This window comes from Gilliamella sp. B2828 (assembly GCF_026537125.1).
Classification (GTDB): domain Bacteria; phylum Pseudomonadota; class Gammaproteobacteria; order Enterobacterales; family Orbaceae; genus Gilliamella.
In genome coordinates, this window is sequence record NZ_JAFNMU010000008.1 from 1 (window position 1) to 18,078 (window position 18,078).

General features: G+C 33.7%; 12 protein-coding genes. 1 reads left to right on the forward strand and 11 read right to left on the reverse strand.

Features of this window, described 5'->3' with window-relative positions; genetic code table 11:
• Positions 1 to 1,005 precede the first annotated feature (1,005 nt).
• The 11 genes from J3U19_RS07940 to J3U19_RS07990 all read right to left on the reverse strand — a co-directional run bounded on the left by J3U19_RS07940 (position 1,006) and on the right by J3U19_RS07990 (position 15,855).
• Positions 1,006 to 1,800, reverse strand: coding sequence for an ABC transporter ATP-binding protein (locus J3U19_RS07940; RefSeq protein WP_267341178.1), 795 nt, complete (start codon positions 1,798 to 1,800; stop codon positions 1,006 to 1,008).
• Positions 1,793 to 2,746, reverse strand: a complete 954-nt coding sequence (locus J3U19_RS07945; RefSeq protein ID WP_267341179.1) for an ABC transporter permease — start codon at positions 2,744 to 2,746, stop codon at positions 1,793 to 1,795. Before J3U19_RS07945 ends, J3U19_RS07940 begins: the two co-directional genes overlap by 8 nt.
• Before the next feature lie 60 nt (positions 2,747 to 2,806).
• Entirely contained in the window at positions 2,807 to 3,757 is a 951-nt protein-coding gene (locus J3U19_RS07950) for an ABC transporter substrate-binding protein (RefSeq protein ID WP_416380302.1), read from the reverse strand.
• A gap of 251 nt (positions 3,758 to 4,008) precedes the next feature.
• Positions 4,009 to 4,968 carry an ABC transporter substrate-binding protein gene (locus J3U19_RS07955; protein WP_267341183.1) on the reverse strand — a complete coding sequence of 320 codons (960 nt, stop codon included), beginning with the start codon at positions 4,966 to 4,968 and terminating at the stop codon, positions 4,009 to 4,011.
• A 182-nt stretch (positions 4,969 to 5,150) separates the two neighbouring features.
• On the reverse strand, positions 5,151 to 6,059 hold the full coding sequence (gene fdhE, locus J3U19_RS07960; protein ID WP_267341184.1) for a formate dehydrogenase accessory protein FdhE: 909 nt from the start codon (positions 6,057 to 6,059) through the stop codon (positions 5,151 to 5,153).
• Between the two features lie 105 nt (positions 6,060 to 6,164).
• Positions 6,165 to 6,860: a formate dehydrogenase subunit gamma gene (locus tag J3U19_RS07965; protein ID WP_267345985.1), complete on the reverse strand. Its 696-nt coding sequence runs from the start codon at positions 6,858 to 6,860 to the stop codon at positions 6,165 to 6,167.
• Entirely contained in the window at positions 6,853 to 7,827 is a 975-nt protein-coding gene (gene fdxH / locus J3U19_RS07970) for a formate dehydrogenase subunit beta (protein WP_324123817.1), read from the reverse strand. The genes J3U19_RS07965 and fdxH overlap by 8 nt, the downstream gene beginning before the upstream one ends.
• A 19-nt stretch (positions 7,828 to 7,846) precedes the next feature.
• Positions 7,847 to 10,915 carry a formate dehydrogenase-N subunit alpha gene (gene fdnG / locus J3U19_RS07975; RefSeq protein ID WP_267345986.1) on the reverse strand — a complete coding sequence of 1,023 codons (3,069 nt, stop codon included), beginning with the start codon at positions 10,913 to 10,915 and terminating at the stop codon, positions 7,847 to 7,849.
• A gap of 323 nt (positions 10,916 to 11,238) precedes the next feature.
• A complete protein-coding gene (plsB, locus tag J3U19_RS07980; protein WP_267345988.1) occupies positions 11,239 to 13,656 on the reverse strand; it encodes a glycerol-3-phosphate 1-O-acyltransferase PlsB in 2,418 nt (805 codons plus the stop codon).
• A 454-nt stretch (positions 13,657 to 14,110) separates the two neighbouring features.
• Entirely contained in the window at positions 14,111 to 14,875 is a 765-nt protein-coding gene (gene aroD / locus J3U19_RS07985; protein ID WP_267341189.1) for a type I 3-dehydroquinate dehydratase, read from the reverse strand.
• A gap of 104 nt (positions 14,876 to 14,979) precedes the next feature.
• Positions 14,980 to 15,855 (reverse strand): shikimate dehydrogenase, encoded by an 876-nt coding sequence (locus J3U19_RS07990; protein WP_267345989.1) that lies wholly within the window; start codon positions 15,853 to 15,855, stop codon positions 14,980 to 14,982.
• An 851-nt stretch (positions 15,856 to 16,706) separates the two neighbouring features.
• Here J3U19_RS07990 and J3U19_RS07995 point away from each other — a divergent pair.
• Positions 16,707 to 18,050 (forward strand): Na+/H+ antiporter family protein, encoded by a 1,344-nt coding sequence (locus tag J3U19_RS07995; RefSeq protein WP_267341192.1) that lies wholly within the window; start codon positions 16,707 to 16,709, stop codon positions 18,048 to 18,050.
• Positions 18,051 to 18,078: the final 28 nt, after the last annotated feature.

Genomic DNA, 18,078 nt, shown 5'->3' on the forward strand with positions numbered 1-18,078 from the left:
GAGTAGGGAGCCGCCAGACTTTTAAATATATTGAGAGCCCAGCAGGAATGCTGGGCTTTTTTGCATACAGAAATTACAAACTTCTGATAAGGTTATTTGAAAGCAGATTATTAGCTCATTTACCTATACCAAATATCTACCTAGTAAATTGTTATAATTAACATTTAACAAAATTTGCTATCTTTTTGATGACAATTTATCTTATTTACAACTTTGATTAGTTGAGTTATTTTCCTGATTGTGACCACAATCTTATAAGTTTTATAACAATAATTCTGTTTTTATTGAAGATATTATTAATAAAAACAGAATTGATTTTAGCTAATAGATCTTAATTAAGAGTTATTTATAATAAGTATCTTAATAGTGAATTTAATCATTAAAATTATCATTAGTTAAAAATTTCTATAAAATTTTGCAATAAATATAAAATAATCAATACGATATTGCTATCTTTTCATTGTATAAATAAAACTGCCCATCTCTATTATTTCAATAATCTTTGCAAATAATATTAATTTTATTTTTTATTATTGATAATGCCTAATAAGTAATTGTTGAATATTATATGCTGTAAGGAATCAAAGGTTCTTTAATGAAAAGAAGATATATTCATAACGATCTTTAATTCCTATAGATTTAAATTAAAAAATTATTAATTTATTGAAATAAGTTTTATAGCTGATAATTTTGATACAAATAATGCATCAATATAAGTATAACTATTACTTTACGAAATATTCATAAAATCTAAAATTAATGGATTTGTTATCATTAATTAAATCGAGATTATGTTGTAGGTAAATTCTATTGATAAAATATTTAGATTTGAATTATCTGAAAAAGCTTTTAATATTGTTATACACTAGTGTGAGAGGTAAAAGTGATAAGAAGTACTTTAATGAATATTTAACCGCAAATAAGAAAACAGTTATGAATTTTTCAAAATGAATTTTGGAAAACAAAGCAATATTTAAAAAGAATATTGCTTTGTTATTTGGTTTATTATCCTAAAAGTAATGCATCATCAGTAACTTTTTCGCCACGCGTTTTTTCAAACATAGCTAGTAAATCATTTACTGTTAGCTTGGCACGTTGTTCTCCAGCAACATCAAGTACGACCTGACCCTGATGGAGCATTACTGTCCTATTGCCATATTCTAATGCTTGTTTCATAGAGTGAGTAACCATCATGGCTGTCAAATGATTTTTTGAAACAATTTCATCGGTTAGCTCTAAAACAAATTGTGCCGTTTTAGGATCAAGTGCAGCGGTATGTTCATCAAGCAATAATATTTTAGATGGTTGCAGCGTTGACATTAGTAAACTAATTGCTTGTCTTTGCCCTCCAGAAAGTAATCCCATCATGTCGGACAATCGATTCTCTAGACCTAAATTTAATGTCGCAAGTTTTTCTTTAAATATTGCACGTAACTTTCTATTTAGGGCTGGAGACAATGTAAAGCTATGTCCTCGGTTATAAGCAATAGCAAGATTTTCTTCAATAGTTAGGTTTTCACAAGTACCAACCATTGGATCTTGAAAAACTCGAGCAACTAATCCCGCCCTTTTCCATGCAGGCCAGCGAGTTACATTTTTTCCATTAATAATTACACTGCCTGAGTCGGCAAGTAAATCACCACTAATTACATTGAGTAATGAGCTTTTCCCTGCCCCATTACTACCTATGATTGTGACAAATTCACCTTCGCTTATATTAAGATTTAATCCTCGTAATACATGATTTTCGATAGGTGTTCCTTGATTAAAAGTTAATTGTAATTCTCCAACTTTAATCATGCTTACTTCCTCTTTTTTTTGAGCGTTTTTTTAACTGTTTAGGTAAAACTAAAGCAAGTACTACCAAGATAGCTGTAATAAGATTTAAATCCTCGGTTCCTACACCAATTTCTTGTAAAAACTCATTACTGAGTGCAAACGCAATGAATAAGCGATATAAAATTGAACCAAAAATAACCGCTAGCATTACAGCCCAAATACGCTTAGTTGGAAAAATACTTTCGCCAATAATAATTGATGCCAGTCCTATAACGATAGTGCCAACACCAATTGTAACATCTGCTCCACCTTGGGTTTGTACAAATAAAGAACCGCCAAGAGCTATTAAGCCATTTGATATTGCCATACCAAGAATAGTAATACTACCTGTCGGAATACCTTGAGATTTGGCCATTCGTTGGTTGGTTCCTGTTGCTCTTAATGCTAAGCCGATTTTGGTATTTAAAAAGAGATTGAGTAATAACCAAAATAGAATGACAAAACCTAATATCATAAGTGGTTGTACAATATATTGATTACTATAATCTTCAGTAATAAATGGTGAAAATATTGTTTTAGCATCAAGTAAAGAGAGATTAGGTGAACCAGCCATTCTTGGTGTTTCGTCCATAATATAAGGTCCAATACCTAATATTCTCAAATTGATAGAATAAAGCCCTATCATGACAATGATACTTGAAAGTAGTTGTAGTATATTGAGTTTAACATACAATATTCCAGTCATTGCTCCAGCAATACAACCAGCAAACATGCCTAACAATGTTGCTATCCAAGGATCAATACCTACGTAAATACATAGGCCGCAAACCGCCCCTCCAAGAGGAAAACTGGCATCAGCGGTAAGATCCGGAAAATCAAGTAAACGGAATGAGATAAAAACACCTAAACTAACCAGTGCATAAATAAGTCCAATTCCAATAGATCCTAAAAAAAATTCAAAAGACATGAAAAACATCCATTAAAAAGTAACCGCTGAAATAGCGGTTTAGTTATCAAAAAGTTACAATTATTTTTCGACAATTTTTGCTGCTGATTTTAATACATCTTCAGATAAAGTAATACCTTGGCGTTCAGCAGCTTTTTTATTAATTGTTAATTGAGTAATATTACCAACTTGTGGTGGTATATCCCCTGGTTTCTCGCCATTAAGTATCCGGATAACAATTTTACCAGCTTGACGACCAAGATCATAATAGCTCATTCCTAATGCTGCAATAGCACCACGTTCAGCTGATTCAGGATTTGATGCTACAAGAGGAATTTTACTTTCATTAGCAATTTTAGCTAAAGCTTCATAAGATGAAACAACATTATTATCGGTAGTCGTATAAATCATATCAACCTTACCTTTTAAACTCCTTGCCGCTGTTGATATATCAGAAGTTCGTTGAGCAGGAGCTGCAATAATTTTCATTCCTCTTTTTTCAAGTTCTACTTGCAATTGTTTCAAGATAATAATTGAATTAACTTCACTAGGACTATAAACATAACCAATATTTTTAGCATCAGGTTTAATTTTTAACATCATCTCAATTTGAGAATCCAGTGATAAGGCATCGGAAACGCCTGTCACATTTGTTTTTGATGCATCCCAACTTGGCGTTAATTTTGCTACCACAGGATCAGTCACAGCGGTAAAAACAATAGGAATAAGTTTTGTTGTTGCAACTAAAGCTTGTGAACTTGGTGTTGCAATACCAACAATAGCATCAGGTTTATTCGCTACAAATTGCTTCGCTATCTGAGCAGCAGTTGCACTGCTACCTTGTGCACTGGCAAATTGAAGCTTTAAATTTTCCCCTGCAATATAGCCATTATCTTTTAATTCATCTTCAACACCTTTTCGTACACTATCTAGTGCTGGGTGTTCAACAATTGCAGTAATGGCTACAAATTTTTGTTCGGCTTTTGTATCTGCGTAAGAATAAAATGCAGCGAACGGTAAACTGAAAATCATAAAAAGTTTAATAATATAATTACGCATAAGGTACTCCTGTACTATTTTTTTTACAACCAAGCGAAATTTTGAGTTACTATAAAGCAAAATTGAATATTTTTCCAGAATAAAAAAAGAACTAGCAAATGTAAATAATTCATTACATAGCAGGTGACGAATGGCTATAAACAGGAATATTGTTTGTTATATTACACTTTGCCCATACCTTTGAGCAAAGTTAATTTTGATATTTTTAATAAAATAATACTTAATTATTGTCCAATTATTTTATAAGCTGATTGGATAATTTCGGGAGATAAATTTACTCCTTGTTTTTTTGCTGCATTAGAATTAATAACAAGGTGTAATGCTTGTCCAAGTTCCGGGGCAATACTTCCAGGTTTTTCACCTTTCAATATCCGAACAACTTGCTTACCAGATTGACGTCCAATATCATAATAGCTCATACCATAAGCAGCAGTAGCTCCTCGTTCAATTGCATCAGGAAACGAAGCTAAAAGTGGTATTTTATTTTCATTAGCAAATTTTACAAGTGATTCATAAGCTGAAACAACGTTATTATCTGTTGTTGTATAAATTAAATCTACTTTACCTTTTAATGTATTGGCTGCTGTTGAAATATCAGCAGTTCTCTGTGCGGGTACAGCAACAAGAGAAATATTTTGTTTGGCTAGATGAGTTTGCAGATTTTTTAGGACAACGGTAGAGTTAATTTCACTTGGACTATAAATATATCCTACTGACCTAACATTAGGTACAATTTTCTTCATAAAATTAATTTGAGGAACAATCTCTTGATAATCTGAAACACCAGTAATATTTGTGCCAGTTGGTTGCCAGGTTTTAATTAACTTTGCTGCGATAGGATCAGTAATTCCGGCAAATATAACGGGAATTTTTTTAGTCGCAGCCGCTGTTGCTTGTGCACTAGGTGTTGCAATGGCCACAATGACATCAGGCTTTGCTGCAATAAATTGTCTAGCAATTTGAGCGGCAGTAGCGCTACTTCCTTGCGCACTTTTATATTGTACTGTTATGTTTTCGTTTAACTTATAACCACTATCTGTTAATTCATCTTTCACACCCTCACGGATTTGATCTAATGATGGATGTTCAATAATTGCTGTAATTGCAACATATTTAAATGTATCAGCGGAACTAAACAGCGGTATAAGTAATATCATCATTGTTAAAAAAATAAAACGCTTCATAAAATAAACTCATAAACTAGTACATTAGTTCAATTCTAACCTTATTAATATAAAATGTTAAGTTGTATTTTATTCAAATAATAAATATCGTTAATCAACTCTCTCGCTAGTAAGCAATATTGATTGTGATAATAATTGATTTTGATGAAACTGAATTTTAACTATAACGTATATTTACTTTTTTATTGAGCAAATATAAAAGGGTTTATGCCACTTTTAGCAAATCCTTCCTCTTCTGTTTTTATATCCAAGATCAACGAAGCGATATCATCAGCAATAACCTCAATACGTGGATCTTTGTCTTGATCTAGAATCTTTAGATAACTGTGGCAAATATCACAGCATTCTGTTTTTGTTGCTGATAGTTCTTTATCCAGTGAAAAATATTGAATGTCCTGCATATTATCACAACAGGTACATTTTATTCGAGGTACGTACCATTCACTTTCGCATAAGCTACAGTGTAAATAACGTAATCCATTGTTACTTCCTAGCTGAATAATACTGGCGACAGGCATACTATTACATACAGGACATAACCAGTTTTTATCGCTATTTTCTGCGACTGCTTTGCCTTTGATTTGACTTGCTAGCTGGCTATAGTAAACCGATAATGCGGACCAGATAAACATAGCTTCATTACCTTCTACACAGTTAAATTCACCATTAATTAAATGGTTGGCTTTATCTTGTAATTGATCAGAACTATTTTTTCTTAGCTGTTCTGTCACTAATCTAATTTGTTCTGTTGTATCTGTCATCGAACCTAATAGTTCACTTAAATATTCTTGCCAAAAAGTGGATAAGGGAAAATTATATAAACTTAAAGGGGGGTATTGACCATCAAGGCTATTTGGCAAATCGATATTTACTGGTTTTTGCTTGACAATATTGGCTTGTAGTTCAACAATTATAGTACAAAATTCCAAATATTCACTAAATGGACTACTTGTTGCTAGCTCTTTTAAACGTTCCGCACGATGAATATACAGCGTCTTTGGCGATGGATAAAAGAGTAGTGGGATTTGTCGAATAACTGTGTTTGTTGTTTGTTGTTCAAGTTGCTCTTGTGGGATGATTTTTATACTCATTATTAATTACCATTTTACTATCGTTTTATCCATAATTTTTCATAATTAAATGTTATCGGTTAATTAAAATTAGGGATAACATTTATTTAATGTAATGAGTTGTTTTTATGCCGGTTTACGCTCTACTTTTGTTGTTTGTTTTGTTTCTGATTTGGTATTAGCATTAAGTTCTTTTTGATGTATTTTTTGCATTTCTTCTTCATACCATGCAGAATGGTTTTTACGAGCCCAGGCTCGAGATACATAACCTGTTATCATACCTTTAATTGATCCTTTAACCCAAAGAGCCATATAGGCATGACCTATGGCGAGTAAAATTAATCCTATTGCAGCAAGCGAGTGGAAAAATATAGCGATACGGACAATTTGAACAGGAAAATAGTCAGAAACATACCTACGCCACATAATCATTCCTGTGATAAATAGTACAGATATTAGGCTCATAATGCACCAAAATAAAAACTTCTGACCGACATTGTATTTACCAATTGGAATGCCTTCTTCTTTGCCCATAATTACATGCTTAAAGTTCTTTAACCATACAATATCTGCTTTATTTGGAATATTATGGTGAACAAGCTTCAAGAACATAAACATTAATAGTAAGAACACAATACAACCTATCATTGGGTGCAATGCTCTGACCAATTGTGGTGTACCAAGTACTAAACCAAACAATTTAATTGATGGAAAAAATAAAAATAAACCGGATAGTGCGGTTAGAATAAAAAGACACACCATACACCAATGACAAAAACGAACAATAAGTGGTGTTCTTAATATCATGTCTTTTTTACTCATGATGATTCTCCTGTTGTACTGAATTAGTGCTATTTTGACGTTCAAAAATTGGTAATCCTAGACGTTTTCTAGCTTGTCTATCAGCTTTTTTTTCTTGCTCTATATCTTCTTCATCAACTTCTATTGCACCAACACTCATATAATGGAATAGTAGCCCCCCAAATGTTGCAATGAATGCGGCTGCGGATAACGGTTTCCATGCACCTTTCCAGAATTTAACAATTTCACTAATGTGAGGATCTTTCGGTAAACCATGATACAGTTCGGGTTGATCTGCATGATGTAATACATACATTACATGAGTACCGCCGACACCTTGAGGATCGTAAAGACCAGCCTGTTCAAAACCTCGTTTTTTAAGATCCTCAATGCGATGTTCCGCATGACGAATCATATCTTGTTTTGTGCCAAAATGAATTGCTCCTGTTGGGCAAGTTTTGACACAAGCAGGCTCTTGTCCTACAGAAACGCGATCAACACACAATGTACATTTGTACGAATGATTATCTTCTTTACTTACTCGTGGAATATTAAATGGACAGCCAGCAATACAATAACCGCAACCAATGCAGTGTTCTGATTGAAAATCTACAATACCATTTGCGTATTGAATGATTGCACCTTTCGATGGGCAGGCTTTGAGGCAACCTGGATCAGAACAATGCATACAACCATCTTTGCGAATCAGCCATTCAAATTTACCATTTACTTCGACTTCAGAATAACGCATCACCGTCCAAGCTTTAGGTTCTAAGTCTGCTGGATTGTCATAAACACCAACAGTGTTACCAATTTCAGCACGTAGATCATTCCATTCACTACATGCAATCTGGCAGGCTTTACAGCCGATACAGGTTGTAACATCAATCAGTTTTGCCACTTCTTGTTGATAATCTCGAACTCGTGGAGCTGGAGTTAAAGCACTCGTTGCTGAGCGGCGGATGATATCTTGAGTTTGTAATGACATATCTTTTATTCTCCCTCACTTATGCCGCTGTAGTCACTTTTTCGATATTCACTAAGAAAGACTTGTATTCTGGTGTTTGCGAATTAGCATCACCTAAATGAGGGGTTAATTCGTTAACTAAAAATCCTTTCTTTGTCTGCCCAGTAAAACCCCATACGATTGGAATTCCAATGGTTTCAACTTCTTTACCATCAACGGTTAATGTAGGAAGACGTTTAGTTACAACCGCTTTAGCTTTAATATAACCACGGTATGACGTTACTTTAACTGTATCACCAAGTTTTATTCCTTTTTTATTTGCTAAATTTTCACTTAACTCAATAAATTGTTCAGGTTGTGAAATAGCAGCCAGTCTTGCATGTTGAGTCCAAAAATGGAAATGTTCAGTTATGCTGTAAGTTGTTCCAACATACGGAAATTGACTGGCACTTCCTAAGCGTGCTAAGTCCTCTTTAAATGCACGAGCCACAGGATTGTTGATCTGGTTAGGATGTAATGGATTGTTAGTAATCGGTGTTTCAAAGGGTTCATAATGTTCAGGGAATGGTCCATCGACTAATCGATTTAAACAAAATAATCCTCCTAAGCCATCATTATTCATAATGAAAGCTCCTGCACCAGAACTTGGCGATAAAGTTGCAGTGAAATCAGCAACATCATTACCGTCCCAACTTGAACCATTCCATTTTATTAATACACGTTTTGAATCCCATGGTTTGCCATTTTCATCAGCAGAGGCTCGATTATAAAGGACGCGTCGATTCATTGGCCATGTCCAAGCCCAGCCTGCATGAATGCCTTTACCAGATGGATCGCTTGGATCGCGCCGAGCCATTAGGTTGCCTTGCTCTGTCCAAGAACCGCAGAATATCCAAATGCCTGATGATGTTGTACCGTCTGCTTTTAGTTGAGAGAAACCACTCAATAATTGTCCTTTTTTAAGAATAATATTGCCATTATTATCGGTTATATCTACCAGTGTTCGTCCATTACACTCTTTTGCAAGTTCTTCAGCTGCTGGTCCTTCAGGATCTTGGTAATCCCATGTTAAATTATTAATTGGTTCGTGATAAGCACCACCTTCTTCTTCATAAAGTTCTTTAATTCTTAAATAAATGCGCGCTATAATTTCTGGATCATAAAGTGATTCATAGGGTGGTCTTGCTGCTGCCCAGTGCCATTGTAATAAACGTGATGAGTTAACGATTGTACCGTTTTCCTCAGCAAAACAGTTAGCTGGAAGTCTAAATACTTCAGTTTGAATTTGGCTTGGATCAACATCATTTGATTCGCCATGATTTTTCCAAAACTCGGCCGTCTCTGTTGGCATTGGATCAATATTTACCAGAAATTTCAGTTTAGATAATCCTTCACGAATACTATTTTTATCAGGTAGTGCAGCAAGCGGGTTAAAACCTTGACAAATAAAGCCATTGGCTTGGCCATCACGCATCATTTTACTGAATCTTAAAACATCATAGGTTTTATCCCATTTCGGTAACCAATCGAATCCCCAATTATTGTCAATAGTGGATTTATCCCCATACATTGCCTTCATAAAGCTAACAAAAAATTTAGGATAATTCCCCCAGAAATTAACTTCATTTGGACCAAGTGGTTTTGGTGTTTTTTCTTCTAAATATTGTTGAAGTGAAACATGAGAGTCTTTGGGTAATTCAAGATAAGCAGGTAAACGATTAGATAATAAACCAACATCGGTTAAGCCTTGAATATTCGAATGCCCACGTAGTGCATTAATGCCGCCACCCATGACCCCAATATTACCTAAAATTAGCTGGATCATTGCTGCTGTACGAATAATTTGTGTGCCATAGCTATGTTGTGTCCAACCTAATGCATATAAAAAGGTCGCTGCTCTGTCATTCGTTTTGGTGCTTGCTAGGGACCGACAAACATGTAAAAAGCCTTCAATAGGGCTGCCGGTTACTTTATTAACCATTTCAGGTGTATAGCGACTTACATGTTGTTTGAGCAGATTCCATACACAACGAGGATGATTTAATGTTTTATCTCGAAGCGCAAAGCCGTTTTCATCTTTTTGATAGGCCCAACTGGTCTGATTATATTGTTTGGTTGTTGCATCGTAGCCACTAAAAAGTCCATTATTTGCATCAAAATTAAAATCATCATGAATAATTAAACTTGCATTACTATGAGTGATTAAATAATCATAATTCACTTCATCGTGCGTAATAAGATAATTAATGATACCAAGCAAAAACGCAATGTCCGATCCAGCTCGAATCGGTACATAATGATCAGCAACAGAAGCTGTTCGATGAAAACGTGGATCAATAGCAATCAATTCTGCACCGTTAGTAATTTTAGCTTCAATAGCCCATTTAAAGCCAACTGGGTGTGCCTCTGCGGCATTTCCACCCATAACAATAACGACGTTTGCATTTTTAATGTCGTTCCAATTGTTGGTCATAGCCCCTCGACCATAAGTTGCTGCTAAGCTGGATACTGATGGTCCATGACAAACCCTTGCTTGAGTTTCAAGACTTAACATACCTAATGAACGTGCAACTTTAAATGCTAACCAACCGGTTTCATTACTGGCAGCAGAAGTCACAAGCCATCCTGTTGTTGTCCAACGATTTACAGTTATACCTTTTTCATTTTTTTCAACAAAATTTTTGTCACGATCTTCTTTCATTAAGCGGGCGATGCGTTCAATCGCCTCATCCCAACTAATGCGTTGCCATTTATCCGAGCCTGGTGCTCGATATTCCGGATATTTAACGCGTTGTTCACTTTTGATATAGTCAAGTACGCCAGCACCCTTTGGACAAAGCGAACCGCGACTCACTGGATGGTCGGGATCACCCTCTATATGGAATATTGATGATTCAGCATTTTTTGCACCATCACCTCGACTATAAAGCAACATTCCACATCCTACAGAGCAATAAGTGCAGTTATTACGGGTTTCTTTTGATTTTAGTAATTTAAATTGGCGAGTTTGTGCAAGCGCTATATTCGGCATCAATCCTAGTGTAGCGACAGTTGTTCCTGCCATGCCACCAGCACAGATCTTAAAGAACTGCCTACGGTTAAATAGCATATAGACTCCTTAGAAAGCAGACATTACATTATTAAATTTATTGTATTGGAGGCGATAAATATCCTTATTAATATTAATGATAATCGTTTATTGAACAGAAATAAAGAGAAAACAAATAGTAATTGGTAAAATTTGATGTTTGTCAAAAAATAAATTTATGCGTATATGCAATACGGTGAATATAAGGAAAAGAAAAGTTGTATTCCTGTTAGAAAGTTTCAGGAATACATAATGGTTAAGTATATTTATCGCTATTTATTGAATAATGTATCAAATAAAAATAATTACATATTCCTAAAAACAATGCTTTTTTATTCTTTTATTCAAGGATTAATTTCATCAATAGTTTGCATGACCTGCGCCGTAATTAACGGTTTAAGTATTTTGTTCATAGCTTCAATTTTTGGTAGATTTGCGCCATCTTTATCATCTAAATAGCCTTGTTCACGTAGCGATGCGACTAATATTGAAAATACACCTTTGTCAAAAAATTCAGGAGCATTAATACCGTGTAAAACAGATAATCTTTCAGCAATTAATCGACCTTCTTTTTCCAAAATAGTACGACTGATAGAAGGATCTTTTTGTAACAAAGAAAATGCAATCACATAACGTTGTAATGTATCTTTCGATGATGAAGCGAGTAATTGTAATTCTGATATTTTTAAATAGCTTAACGTTAATTTGTCCGAAGAAGAATTGATTAAATTTAATTCAGAATAAGTTGCAATTATATTATTCACATACTCTGTGAGCTGTTCATCGTTGTGATAAAGAAATAATTCAGATTTTATCAATGGGAAAAGTAATTTTACTTGTTCAATGATTTCTTGTAATGAAATTCGATTATGCTTTAACAATATTCTGGCTACTATTGCGGGAATAATTAATAAATGTTGGATATTATTACGATAATAAGTCATTAATACTGCTTGTTCGGCTGTAAGACCAACCATTTCACCCACTTCATCGGTTGTGATAATAAATTTTCCCATTTGTTTTGCATGCTCAAACAGTTCTTCAGGCGTCTGATCAGGGATAGTAATTAAATCAGAATAGGGTACTTTGTGTAATAATTTTATCAGATAATCAATATGTTCAATCAATCTCACTTTTGTTAATGTGCACTGATCTGCTGCTAGTAATATTGAACTACATAAATTCATGGCATTGATTGCTGCCGATGAATTAATACGTTCCATTATCTGCTTGGCAAGTAAGTTTGTTGTTGGTGTTAACCAGCTAGGGCGTTGAGAACCCGTTGGTTCAATCGCATTGCGCCAATCTGGGATATGTTGATTTAAAAATTGATTTAATGGGATTGGTTGCCCAAAATTAACATAACCAAAACCTAACTTTTTCAGTTTAAAGAAGGCTTTAATAGTGATCCATAAACTCTCTTTTTCTTTTTTGGCTCCACGCAATTCATTTGCGTAGGTTGCAACTTCTAAAACATGTTCATAACCAATATAAACCGGCACAATCGTAATAGGTCTGGCATCGCCACGTAACAAGGTCTGTACAGTTATTGTTAACATGCCTGTTTTAGGATCAAGCAATCGCCCTGTGCGAGAACGACCGCCTTCAATAAAATATTCAACAGAATAACCACGAATAAATAATTCAGCTAAATATTCACGAAAAACAGAGGTATAGAGTTTATTTCCTCGAAATGAACGGCGAATAAAAAAAGCACCTAAACGTCGAAAAATGGGGCCAGCTGGCCAGAAATTCAGATTAATACCTGCGGCAATATGTGGGGGAACTAATCCTTGACGATAAAGAACATAGGATAATAATAAATAATCCATATGACTACGATGACAAGGCGCATAAACAATCTCGTATCCGTTTTGTGCTAATTCACGAATTGGATCTGCATTGGTGACTTTTAATCCTTGATAAAGTCTATTCCATGCCCAAGTCAGAATAAAATCGGTCACTCTAAGCATTCGATAAGAAAAATTTGCCGCAATTTCATTTAAAATGGATAAGGCATTTTTTTTAGCTTTATCAAGATTAATGTTTTTACTTTTTGCTTCTTCTTGTATTGCTTCTGAAATACCAGGATTATTCAATAATTTATTAAGCATTTGTTGTCGAACAGGCAGTTTTGGTCCAACCGATGCCGTTCTTTGTTTGGCAAAATGAATTCGAGCAACACGTGATAATTTGTGTGCTAATGTTAAAATATCTTGGTTATTATCAAGTCTAAGTGTATTAAATGAAACGGTACGAGAAAAGCGTGTGTAACAATCACGTCCGGAAACAATTATTTTATATAACTTATACGTTGCACCCACTACTTGTAATGATGGTATTTTTTTGCCTTCTTTATCTGGTCTTCGCCCAAACATTACCGAGACAGGTAACATTTGAACATCCAGATTATGATTTTGTTGATGTGCAGAAATATAGTCTCTTAAAATTTCAATTGCTTTAGTTTGTTGTCGATAAGATGAAAAAATACCTGGTCCTTTATCAATATAGAGATATGACGGTACGATTTTACCATTGATTTCAATACCTGTTAGGGGATCTGGTAAATGATATTGTAAACAGAGAGATCTGACGACCATCAGATCAATTTGAGAGTTATAAGGGAGTACATATAAAATAGGTTTACTTAAATCCAAATTTAGTTCTGTTATTGGATCAGTAGGAATCGGTTTACTTTTAACAAAAAGTTTGACTAAGATTTGGATAAGAGAGAAATAGACTTTAGTCCACCATGAAAACATAAAAAAATAAACCTCAGGCTTTTACATTATTGATATATTTTAATAACTTTAATTATGAGCTTGTTAAGCAAACAGAAGAACCTGTTAAAATTATAAAGCTAAACGTTTTTTTAAAATAAAGAGATTGTTTAAGTATATACTTGTTACTAATTAATTGTTAGCAAATTTGCATGATCTTTAGGCTATGCAATTTACTTAACATAGTTAAGTTTTAATGAAATATAAACTTATTATAAAGGTTGATTAATTTTAACTCTACAAATCTCTTTGGCCCTATTTTCAGAAATAAATTGAATAATATTATGTCCAACTGCATTTTTTATTACTCAGACATCATTATCTGATCTAAATCAATTTTGCCTTATCAATACGACGATTTATTCTATTTTTGATAATGTTTACTTAAAGACAAATTAAATATAACTTTTTAATTAATAATAAACTTAATGTTTTCTTAGATTTTGCTTCGATATAAAACCTCTAAAATATAACGTAACTCTTGCACATCTAATTGACCTGGTGCTGATGCATTTTTTGCTGCACCAAATGTCATTGAAGATCCAAAGATTGTTCCAGCTACGCGGCTCACAACACCAAGACCTGACATAGACATAGTAATAATGGGTTTTTCAGCGTATTTTTCATTCATCTCGGTTGTTGCAGCAAGTAACGTTAAAACATCATCAGTTGTTTGTGGCATGACTGCAATTTTGGAAATATCAGCGCCTAAATCTTGCATTTTTCGTAATCGATAGATGATATCGCTTTTAGGGGGGGTTTTGTCAAAATCGTGGTTGGATGCTACCACAAAAACATTGTGCTGATGGGCAATATGAATAATCTCTTTTACATAGTTATCACCAATAAACACCTCAACATCAATAAGATCGATTAAACCACTATGCGCTATTTGTTTATTTAATTCCATATATGAAGTTAATGGCCAAGGTTTTACACCACCTTCGTTTTCTGTTCTAAAAGTAAACAAAATAGGTTTATTGGGTAAAAGTTCTCGAATTTGTTTCGCTATCTGTTTTACAGCATTGATATTGTCAACTTGAGTAAAGTGATCAACACGCCATTCTAACACATCAAAATCGATTGATTGTAAAAATAGTATTTCTTCGAGTAATTCTGCTTCGGTTTTACCGACAACAGGGACGATAATTTTAGGTGCGCCAGAACCTATCTCAATTCCTTTAATAGTAACGGTTTTCATTTAATATCCTGCTAGTAAAAAATCATGTTAATTGAATCTAATTCAATCAATTTCACCACCAATTATAATGGTGGTATTTAAATCTAAAAAATAGGTTTGATTATCTATTGATCTTTAAATCCCATTTTTTCTTTTATATATTCAATAGGTGCCTCTTCACCAGTCCAAATTTTAATTTGTGCTGCGCCTTGCCATAACATCATGCCAATACCATTGAGTATTTTACAACCTTGTTGCTCTGCTATTTCAAGTAATTTCGTTTTTCGTGGGCTATAAATACAATCAGTTACCACAAGATCTGCTCTTAGCATAGTTGGATCGGTTATTAAACTTTGATTTTCTAATGGCTTCATACCTACGCCAGTAGCATTACAAATTACGACGCTTTCTGCAATTTCTTTGCGTAATTGTTTTTTATCATCAAGATCAGTTATATGAACCTTACATTGAGTATCTTTATTTAATTTTTTTGCTATCGCTTTGATTTTTCTGTAACACTCGTCTTTTTGGTTAAATATGGCAATCTCTTTTACACCATCTAGTGCTGCTTGTACAACAATTGCTGTTGCCGCACCTCCCGCTCCCATAATTGTTATTTTTTTACCAATAACATCAACATTCGCCTCTTTAAGCATACGCATATAGCCTATACCATCAGTGTTGTAACCTGTTAGTACGCCGTTATCATTTGAAATGGTGTTACAAGCGCCACTTATTTCAACCGCTGGTGTTAATTTATCTAAATATTGGCATACTAATTGTTTGTTTGGCATCGATACGGCACTTCCACGTAACCCTAATGCCCTTAAACCTTTTATTGCATCCGGTAACTTTTCTTGATCCACTTCGAATGCTAAATATACATAAGGTATATTCAATTTAGAATAGCTTATATTTTGCATTTGTGGCGATAAACTGTGGCGGATTGGGTAGGCCATTAATCCTATTAATAAGTGATGACCGTCGATATTATCTCTCATAGACATTCTCCAAAATAACCTTATCAAAGCACAAGGTTTTATAACATAAAGATTTTTCTTCAACTAGTTAAGTTACGCGCGAATATCTATAATATACACCATAGCGCGTTAAATGAGTGATTTTGACAGGGATGGCTCATCATTACAACATTCAATTTAAATCAATATTTAAAGTAATGCTTTTCATAATGTCACAAGATCAATTTCTAAGCTTCTTTTGATACCCGACAATTATGTGTTTGGTAAAGTCATTCCTTTATATTTTTTAGTTTAGTTTAGATTTCTATCATAGAAAAATTGCATATACCACCAATCCTCATTTAGCACTTTTTAGATTTTCAGGCGTGTTTGATTTATGAATAAAATGGATTGAATTGGCTATCATACCTGAATTATTGTGATAGCATTCATTATCGTACTAATATTTAGCCTATCTTTCTTATTAATTAAAATTTAATTCATAGGAAATATAAATTCTCTGTAATTTTTGAATTAGCTTAATCATGATTTGTTATATTATTTCTATAAATATAGGTATTTCTATTAAAAATATTTATTATTTAAAGTAAAAGATATTGTTCACTTGCTAAGTTAAAAAAGGATTTTTTATTAAAATGGGAGTTACATCAAAAAAATAAAAATCAGTAGATTAAAAGCAATAACGATTAAATATCAGACAACTCTTTCAATAATCTTTAATTAAAATTTGTTTAGAAATGTTGCAAATTTATACAAAAATCAATATGTTTTGCGTTAACGTTATTTACAATCTATGTTCTACTCTATCAATTGCACTTTCTATATCTATAGCCTAAAATGTTAAACTTTGCTTCTTAACCCAGAATCTTTTTATGAATACAGTGCTTGATTTGTTCTCGTCTATAAATGCAGTTGTGGTTGCGGTAATTTGTATGTTAATTTTGTCTCTTTGCCGTGTTCATGTGGTAATCAGCTTAATTATTGGTGCGTTTGTAGGCGGATTATTTAGCCATTTATCGTTAAAAGAAACGATCGATGCTTTTAATACTGGTATTAGTAATGGTGCTAATATTGCGCTTTCTTATGCTATGCTTGGCGCTTTTGCTGTAGCGATTTCAAAATCAGGCTTGCCTGAATTATTAGCAGATAAGGCAATAAAACAGCTTACAACCAGTAGTGCTAAAAAGCGTATTAAATGGTTATTAATTATCATTATTGCACTGGTTAGTATTTCATCACAAAACATTATTCCTATACATATCGCTTTTATCCCTCTATTGATTCCACCACTTTTATATGTGATGTCGCGTTTGCAATTAGATAGAAGAATGATTGCTTGTATCATGACTTTTGGTCTTATTACACCTTATATGTTCTTACCTGTTGGTTTCGGTAATATCTTTTTAAATCAAATTTTGTTAAAAAATATTATTTCATCAGGAATGGATGTCAGTCATGTTAATGTCATGCATGCGATGGCCATTCCTGCATTGGGTATGTTTATTGGTTTATTGTGGGCTATTTTTGTAAGTTACCGAAAACCAAGAGAATATAAAATTATTCGTGAAGAAATTAATTTAGATGCACTAAACAATGTGAATAAGCGTTCACTTATTGTTTCATTATTAGCTGTCATTTTATCGTTCGCAATTCAACTTTACACCGGATCAATGATTTTAGGTGCTTTAGTTGGTTTTATTTGCTTTATTGTATCAGGCTCAATTAAGTGGGGTGAAGCAGACGGCGTATTTACTGATGGTATCAAAATGATGGCGATGATTGGTTTTGTAATGATTTCAGCTCAAGGTTTTGCCGAAGTTTTGAAACAGACTCACGAAATTGAACCTTTAGTTATCAATAGTGCTGAGTTATTCGCTGGCAATAAAGTTATTGCTTCATTTATGATGATGCTTGTTGGACTGGTTATCACCTTAGGTATTGGTTCCTCATTTTCAACTGTACCAATTATTGCTGCTATTTATGTACCACTTTGTGTACAACTTGGTTTTTCTCCTATTGCTACTGTTTGTTTAATTGGTGCATCTGGAGCGATTGGTGATGCAGGATCTCCGCCTTCTGATACTATTTTATCAACATCAGCAGGCTTAAATAGTGATGGTCAGCATGATCATATCCGCGATAGTGTTATTCCAACATTTACTCATTTTAATATTCCATTATTTATTGCTGGCTGGGTTGGATCATTAATTTTATAAACATTTAGATAGATGAGTTAAGGTCATT